Source organism: Dapis hubbardiae BLCC-M172 (assembly GCF_050016015.1).
GTDB lineage: Bacteria > Cyanobacteriota > Cyanobacteriia > Cyanobacteriales > Microcoleaceae > Trichodesmium.
The window spans coordinates 18,592-27,707 of the sequence record NZ_JBNHEQ010000227.1 but is presented as its reverse complement, the minus strand read 5'-3'; the positions used below and the strand labels follow the sequence as shown (position 1 = coordinate 27,707).

The 9,116-nt window shown below is 33.9% G+C and carries 2 protein-coding genes; both read left to right on the top strand.

Annotation, left to right across the window (positions count from 1 at the left end; all coding sequences use genetic code 11):
• Positions 1-955: 955 nt before the first annotated feature.
• On the top strand, positions 956-2,806 hold the full coding sequence (locus tag ACP6PK_RS21085) for a caspase family protein (protein ID WP_426562357.1): 1,851 nt from the start codon (positions 956-958) through the stop codon (positions 2,804-2,806).
• Between the two features lie 343 nt (positions 2,807-3,149).
• Entirely contained in the window at positions 3,150-9,113 is a 5,964-nt protein-coding gene (locus tag ACP6PK_RS21080; protein ID WP_426562355.1) for a PAS domain S-box protein, read from the top strand.
• Positions 9,114-9,116: the final 3 nt, after the last annotated feature.

The window sequence follows — 9,116 nt, the reverse complement described above, 5'->3', positions numbered from 1 at the left end:
AATCTAGCAACTCTATCTTGATGTGTCAACCCCTTTTCTCAATTTTTTTCCGGAAATAGATGATTTGACTGAGAATAAATAAATTGCATCGATTATCTGGCAAGCATTTCAGGGATTTCAAATTTTACAAAAAAATATTCAGACTGACTTTGAAAGTTAAGCAAATAATGTCCATTTTATGCGTTGAGAATAAATTTATACTAATTATTGGACAAATATTTATACCTATAACTATAAAAATATGGGATAACAAAAAATATACTTTTTTTTTGAGATATGCGGTTGTAAAAATTTTAGAAAAAATAGTACAGCGCTACGCGCTAGGGAATAGTAAATTGTCAAAGGGTTTTCCTACGGAATGCTGCGCAAACAGGATTTAGAAATGTCCTAACCTTAATGCGTAGGGCTATAAAGATTTTTTAGTATTACCGTTTGGACTCTATGCCCTAACTCTCAAGCAAAAAACTTTTTTTAGAAAGCCATCTCAAGGTTTTGACATTCTATATAATATGTGTATCTATACTATCTATCCCTATATCTATTAATGGTTAATTAGTTAGGACATTCTTGGCTCATAGGCCATGTTTACAATCTCAAACGAGAATATTCAAAATTCCCAACCTCTCTCTCCAAATGGGATAGTGTATAACTTTTAATTCCACCATTTACCGCTTACCAGTAGTTATATATATTTAGATTCACTATATCCTTAGCTCTGATGATTGATTAAAAGCTATTAGTTTTGCAGCTTTATTTCTATAAAGAGAGAGTCCAAGGTATTACCTTGAATAACCCTAAAATTAAAATTAAAATCACTATCTATACCTAGATGAGAGGAATTTGAGTTCCCTGATTACTGTTACGAAAGTTGTCCCAATTAATGGTATGAGCTAAAATGGCCTAAGAATGTTATTCTAGGTACAGCCAATCTATTAAGTATCAGGACTTTTGGTGAATGAAAAATTACGCTTCTATTGCCATTGGTATCAATCAATACGAGTTTCTTGAGCCTCTTAGTTATGCGCAACAGGATGCAGAGGCACTACATAATTTTTTACTGAACGAAAGAAATTTTTCAGCAGAACAATGTTTAGTATTAAGCGACAATACTTCAACACCAATATGGGAACAGCCAACCTATCCTAGTAGAGAAAATATAATAGATATTATCGAAGGTTTTTGTCAAAAGGAATTGCAAGTAGAGAATTGTCTCTGGTTTTTTTTCAGTGGTTATGGTGTGAGATATCAAAATCAAGACTACCTGATGCCTATTGATGGTAATCCGACAAACCCTGAAGCTACAGGAATATCAATAAGAAAACTACTAGAAGATTTGAGTAAGTCTCCTGTAGAAGAGGTTTTGGTTATGCTAGATATTAAGCATAGCCGTTTGACAGGAATGGACAATCAACTCGGTGTTCAAGCATTAGAGTTAGCTAAAGAGTTAGAGATACCACTGTTACTATCATGTCATCCTAACCAAGTTTCAGAGGAAACTTCTGCACGACGCCTAGGATTTTTTACAGCAGCTCTTTTAGAAGGATTAAATTCTGGAAAATGTACAACACTCAAAAATCTTGATAATTTCTTAAGTAGTCGTTTACCAGAATTATGTACTGAATATCTAAGACCAAAGCAAAATCCCCTGATGATGGTAAATCCTACTGATAAAATGAATCAGATAATCTTACCTCAAAAAATTAGGGTTGATTCTAACTCTGCTCCAGAAAAAGCCAGAACAACAAAACCAGTTTCAAATCCTATAAAAACTTCTATGACAACAAAAAATACCCAAACAGAGATGGTAAATGGGAATATGAATAATAATACAGTTGCATCTCAAGTAAATAGCCAAAATAATATAAAAAAAGTAGAAATGTCTGAAAATATTGCTCAAAATATCCAGTCTGATAAATCCTTTTTGCAAAAGTTAATTGTAGGAAGTAGTCTTACTTCTTTAGTCTTACTATTAGGTGTATTTTTAACAAATAAGTCTATATTTTTCAGTAAACAGATAGTGGGTGAAGGTAATTTACCTACTATGAAAACAGAGGAAGATAACTCATCAGAAGCAACTTTACCACCATCACCTGTAGTATCTGGTTCAAAAAATCAATCTACGGCAAACACTTCTAGTACAACAGGGAATGAGCAAAAACAAGAAGAAAGTCAACTCTCAGCAAATCAATTAATATTATCTGAAGCTGTAACTGTACTTAATTCAATTTCAGCCTCTAGTTTTAGTCGGGCAATTATTAAAGCTTCTGAAATTCCTCAAAGCGATCCAGTCTACCCTGAAGCACAAAATCAAATAGAACGTTGGAGTTTAACTATTCTTGATATAGCTAGTGGACGAGCTTTGAAAGGAGATTATGATGGTGCAATTAATGCGGCTAAATTAGTACCTCGAAATATTAGACCAATTTATCAAGAGGCACAGTTGGCCATCGGCTCATGGGAACCACAACTAGCTCAACAAAAAAAAGCTAATGAAGGGTTTAATGAAGCATTACTTACATCTGCGAAGGAACAGATTCAACCTGGACAAGCTTCTTCTTATATTAAAGCAATTAATGAAGCTCGTAAAATTGGCTCTGGTGAGCCTCAATATGAAGAAGCTCAAAAGTTGATTGCTCAGTGGAGTAATACAATTTTTAGTATTGCGACAGTACGAGCCAAGAATAAAAACTTGAGTGAGGCTATTTTGGCTGGTGAGTTAGTTCCTTCTGGAACGCCAGCTTATGAGTCTGCTCAAAAAGCACTGGCAGATTGGAAAAGTCAAATACAAACTAAGAAAAAAAATTAAATAAAAATATATAGATCATAGCTTTAGAATCTATATTTTGAAATACAGAAGCATAACTTTGGGTATACCCAACCCAAAACGATAAAAGCCGATGGATCAATTAACCCTTGACGGGAGAAAATTAATGTTGGATATATAGCTGATTAATATCATGTCCGTTGGTATCAGAGTGTGTAAAAGTTCGGGAAATATCTACCGCCATATAAGGTTTTTCCTTCTCTTAAAGCTTCTCTCCTAGATAACTAAAGCCTTCTTCCTTACCTTCTCTATACAATACCGATGCTACCAGACATAATATAACCCAAGAATCCCAGAATTTCTGTCAACCAGGAACTCATCTACTATGACTTATGGCCAGCTTCAATCCCAAAAATTTGATAGAGCGCTAGAAGCATTGATCCATCAAGCTTGTCTAAGTATTGATGGAGATTATGCAGAGGTATGGATACCAAGCAAGAGTGGTAGTAGGATAGAATGTAGTCAAATTTGGTATGGACGACCTGAGATTAAAAAATTATTAACAAAGTTTCATAGCTACAGTCAGGAAATAACATTACCACCAAGTATTGATATGCCTGGTCGGATTTGGGTTTCTCAACAGCCAGAGTGGGAAAAAGATATTGGTAATTTACCAGAAACAGTTTATTTACGGACTAAAAAAGCGACTGAAGTAGGTCTGAAAACAGCTTTAGGATTTCCAATTATAGCTAATAATACTGTTGTTGCAGTTATTATTTTTTATCTGAGAGAACTACGGGAATATGACGATAAGATAGTAGATTTAATATCTACTTTTAGCAACTTAGGAACATTAATTTCAAATATATCTACACCAACTAGATTGTTAGATAATCAAGATTATTTTCGGGTAATGGTTGAAAGTAATTGTGATGCGGTGACAATTATAGATATTGGTGGCAATATTTTATATAATAATCCGGTTGTCGAAGAAGTATTAGGTTATCAACCACAAGAATTAATTGGCAAAAATTTTCTTAATTTTGTTCATCAAGATGATTTTTTATTAGTTATAAATAAATTAAAGGAAATTATTCATAATCCGCAATTGAAATTAAAAATAGAAGCCAGATTGTATCATAATGATGGTTCCTGGCATTTTTATGAAATGAGGATTAAAGATTTTCTCCGAACATCAGAAGTTGAACAAATAATAGTTTATAGTCGTGATATTTCAGGATTAAAGCAGGAAAAATTATTGTTGGGGCGCGATTTTTTTTTTGCAGAAGAAATAATCAAAAATAGTAGATATGGAATAGTCAAATTTGATGTTGATTATAATTGTATAGATTGGAATCCTAGGATAGAACAGATATCAGGAATTAGTAGAAAAGATGCTATAGAAAAGTCAATATTTGAAATATTGCCCTTCACTGTAAACGACAAAAAATTAAAAGAAAATAACTCTTGTAAATCCCAAATAATTAATAGTAAAAAAGCTTTTAGTGAAACCATAGAGCGCCTTCCAGTTAATACTGAAAAAGAAATATTATTGGAATGTAATTATACTCCTATCAATGATGAAAATAATCAATTTATTGGCGGATTAATTACTATTTGTGAAATTACTGAAAACCATGAGATAGACGGAAATAAACAGGAAAAAGAGATGTTCAAAGACTTGCTACTGGAACATAATCCTGTAGCAGCAGTTATTTTCGACGGAGATATGTGCTACTTATGGGCATCTAAACGTTGGTTAATTGATAATAATTTGACAGAAAAAGATGTTATTGGGCGTAGTCACTATGAAATTTTTCCTAATATAGACGATCGCTGGCAGGAAATTTATAGAGCTTGTCTAGCAGGAGAAGTGAAAAAAGGTGAAGAAGAGCGGTTTCTCAAAGCAGATGGTTCCCTGGAGTGGATACGATGGGAAATGCACCCTTGGCAGAATAGCATAGGTGAAATAGGTGGCATAATTATGTTCACCGAAGTAATCACAAATTATAAATTAGCACAGAAAGAACTGGCGGATATTAATGCAAATCTACAACAAGTGCTTGATGCTGCCACAGAAGTTGCTATTATTACTACAGATATTAATGGTCAGATTACTACTTTTAATTCTGGAGCTGAGAAACTATTGGGTTATTCTAGAGAAGAAGTAGTAGGTAAAGAAAAGCTGACATTTTTTAATCAAAAATCTCAATTAATAGAACGGGGTAAAGAACTAACTCAGAAATTCAATAACCCAATTAAAGATTTTGATATTTTAGTAAAATCAGCAAAACAAGGAATTTCTGAACCTCAAGAATGGCATTATGTTAAAAAAGATGGCTCTGAGATTTTAGTAAGTTTAGTAATCACAAGTAAACGGGATAGTGAAGGCAAGATAATTGGATTTCTTGGTATTGTTACTGATATTACGCAACAAAAACAGGCAGAAACTGAACTTAAAGAAACAGAAGCAGTAATTAGAGGTCTCTACACAGTAGCTGCAGAAACTAACTTAGACCTAGATGCTATTTTACAAAGAATTTTGGGTATGGGGCGGATACGATATAGAACAGAAATAGGTATTCTAGCAAAGATAACAGAAGAACGTTATGAAGTAGTTGCCTCCCAATTACCCTTGGGATTTCCTTTTCCGATTAAAGCAGGAGATACCATTAATGTTAAACAAACTTATTGTGAGGAAACTATTCAAAAAAATGAACCAATTAGTTTTGAAACTGCCGGAAATTCTGAATGGCAGCATCATCCTGCTTATGCTCAGACATTTTTTAAGCTAGAAGCTTATATTGGCTTTCGAGTTATGGTAGAAGGAAAAATTTATGGTACTCTTAGTTTTGCCAGTCCATATCCCAAAGAAGAACCCTTTAAAGAAAGCGATCACCACATATTAAAGTTAATGGCGCAATGGGTAGGAAATCAAATAGAACGTCATTCTTCTAAAGCTGCCTTAGAAAACCAAGTAAAACAAGTTCTACTTCACAAACAGTTAACTACAGAAATCCGTTCTACCCTAGATAGTGAGCAAATTTTTCAAACAGCGGTTATACTAATCGGTCAGACATTTACAGTAAATCGCTGCCTAATATATTACTATATTGCTGAACCATCACGACAGATTCCTCTAGTAGCAGAATATCTTGAGCCTGGTTATGAATCAATGCAAGATCTATCATTGGCATTGAAAGAAAACCATAATCTAGAAAAAGTATTAGCTCAAGACAAAGCCATGAGCAGTGAAAATACTTACTCAGATCCATTATTAATGAGAGATAGTGATGTTTGTTGCTTATTAGGAGTCAAGTCAATATTAGCAGTTCGTACCTCATATAAAGGAAAACCGAATGGAGTAATTGTTTTACATCAATGCGATCGCTACCGTCATTGGGAAGATGAAGAAATCGATCTATTAGAGTCAGTGGCAGCACAAGTAGGAATTGCTCTAGCACAAGCAGATCATTTAGAGCAGGAAAAACAAAGACAAATCCAATTACAAACCGAAAATTTAGAATTAGAAAAAGCCAGACAAGATGCTGAAACTGCTAATCGAGCTAAAAGTGAATTTTTAGCAATGATGAGTCACGAAATTCGGACTCCTATGAATGCAATAATTGGCATGACAGGGCTATTACTGGATACAGAATTAAACTCTCAACAATACGATTTTGTAGATACTATTCGTCATAGTAGTGATTCATTACTAACTATTATTAATGACATTCTTGATTTTTCTAAAATTGAATCTGGAAGACTAGAATTAGAAGACCAACCATTTAATCTCCGAAATTGTGTAGAATCAGCTTTAGATTTAGTAGCGTCTCAAGCAGGTGCTAAAGGTTTAGAATTGTTATACGTTATCAATCAAGATACTCCGGAAGCAATAGTAGGGGATGTGACAAGACTACGGCAAATACTTGCTAATTTACTTTCTAATGCAGTTAAATTTACTGCTAGTGGGGAAGTCATTGTTTCAGTCGATGGGAAAAAATGGTTATCAGCTCATCAGGAATTATCTCAGCTCAAAAATAGCGATAATAACCAAACCAACACAAATTCTGTGAGTCAGAAAATTCACACACCCTTTGATAACCTATATGAGATAGCATTTGCTGTCAAAGATACGGGTATAGGGATTCCTGAAAAGCGATTAGAAAGATTGTTTAAGCCTTTTAGTCAAATTGATGCTTCCATGACTCGACAATATGGTGGTACAGGATTAGGTTTAGCCATTAGCAAACGGTTAAGTGAAGCAATGGGTGGAAATATGTGGGTGGAAACGGAAGTAGGTAAAGGTTCGACATTTCATTTTACTATGATGGCAATGGCAACTAAAACCACTACAGAATCTGACCTTAAACAACCACAACCTGAACTCACTGGGAAGGAACTACTGGTTGTAGATGATAATGCAACTAATCGCAAAATTCTTAGCCTCCAGGTACAATCTTGGGGAATGAAAGTGGAGGCAGTGAAGTCAGGAGCAGCAGCTTTAAAGTTAATTAACTCTGGGAAAAAATTTGATCTGGCGATACTAGATTTACAAATGCCAGAAATGGACGGTTTAACCTTAGCAGAAAAAATTCAATCTATACCAGATTATCAAGAATTACCTTTAGTAATGCTCAGTTCAGTAGGCAAACTGACATCAGAAGAAATTGCAGGTAGAGCTTCATTTGCAGCTTTTGTAAGTAAACCAATTAAACAGTCTAATTTATATGAGATGTTAGTTTCTGTACTTGGAAAACAAGCAATATCATTTAAACCGAAAACTTCAGAAGCAAAATCAATCTTGAGTAATGAAGCCGAATTTGGGTTGTTGCCATTACGCATCCTGGTAGCGGAGGATGTAGTTGTGAATCAGAAAGTAGCTCTACTTGTCTTAGAGAGATTAGGTTATCGTGCCGATTTGGCAAATAATGGATTGGAAGCTCTAGAAGCATTACGTCGTCAACACTACGATATAGTTTTCATGGATGTACAAATGCCAGAAATGGATGGTTTAGAAGCAACAAGACGAATTTGCAAAATTTTCCCTGAAACTAAACGACCTTGGATCATAGCGATGACTGCTCATGCAATGCGGGGCGATCGTGAAGAATGTTTAGAAGCAGGAATGAATGACTATATAAGTAAACCAGTTCGAGTAGAAGCATTAATTAAGGCATTAAAAAATTATATCACTAGGAGTCAGGAGTCAGGATTCGTAGGGGCGAACGGCCGTTCGCCCGTACAGGAGGTAGGAGTTACAGCAAAAACAGAGGTGAATTTAAAATCAAATCAAGTTAATCAAGAGGTTATTCCAGAAGCAAATTTGAATCTGCTGGAAAATCAAAATCAAGCCAAATCAAATATTACTGAAGCAAATAATTTGGAATTAGAAGAAGAAGAAAAAAGTAAGAATTTATCTTTAGTAAATTCTTTCGTTAAAAAAGAAACAGAGGTGAATTTAAAATCAAATCAAAATCAAGAGGTTATTGCAGAAGCAAATTTGAATCTCCAGGAAAATCAAAATCAAGCCAAATCAAATATTACTCAAGCTAATAATTTGGAATTAGAAGAAGAAGAAAAAAGTGAAAGTTTATCTTTAGTAAATTCTTTCGTTGAAACAGAAACAGAGGTGAATTTAAAATCAAATCAAGTTAATCAAGAGGTTATTCCAGAAGCAAATTTGAATCTGCTGGAAAATCAAAATCAAGCCAAATCAAATATTACTGAAGCAAATAATTTGGAATTAGAAGAAGAAGAAAAAAGTAAGAATTTATCTTTAGTAAATTCTTTCGTTAAAAAAGAAACAGAGGTGAATTTAAAATCAAATCAAGTTAATCAAGAGTTAATTCCAGAAGCAAGTCTGAATCTCCAGGAAAATCAAAATCAAGCCAAATCAAATATTACTGAAGCAAATAATTTGGTATCAGAGGAAGAAGAAAAAAGTGAAAGTTTATCTTCAGTTTCATTAGATTTTTTTAACGAACAGAAATCAAATTTTACAACTCCACCTATTGATAAATTAGTATTTGAATATCTAAAAGAGCAAGCAGCAGGAGGAGACGAAAGTATTTTAAAAGAAATAATTAACAGTTACTTAGGGGAATCTCCTCAAAAAAGAGAAGCAATTATAGCAGCAATAGTAGCTAAAGAGCCAGTTGAATTAAGAAATTCTGCTCATGCTCTAAAATCTCTGAGTTTAACTATGGGGGCTAATAATTTAGCTGAACTATGTGGGGAATTAGAAGCAATAGGTCGCATGGGTACAACAGAAAATGCAGAGGAATTAATGGAATTAATTAACCAAGAATATCATAGAGTTAAAATAACGTTAAAATCAAAAATTTGAAAT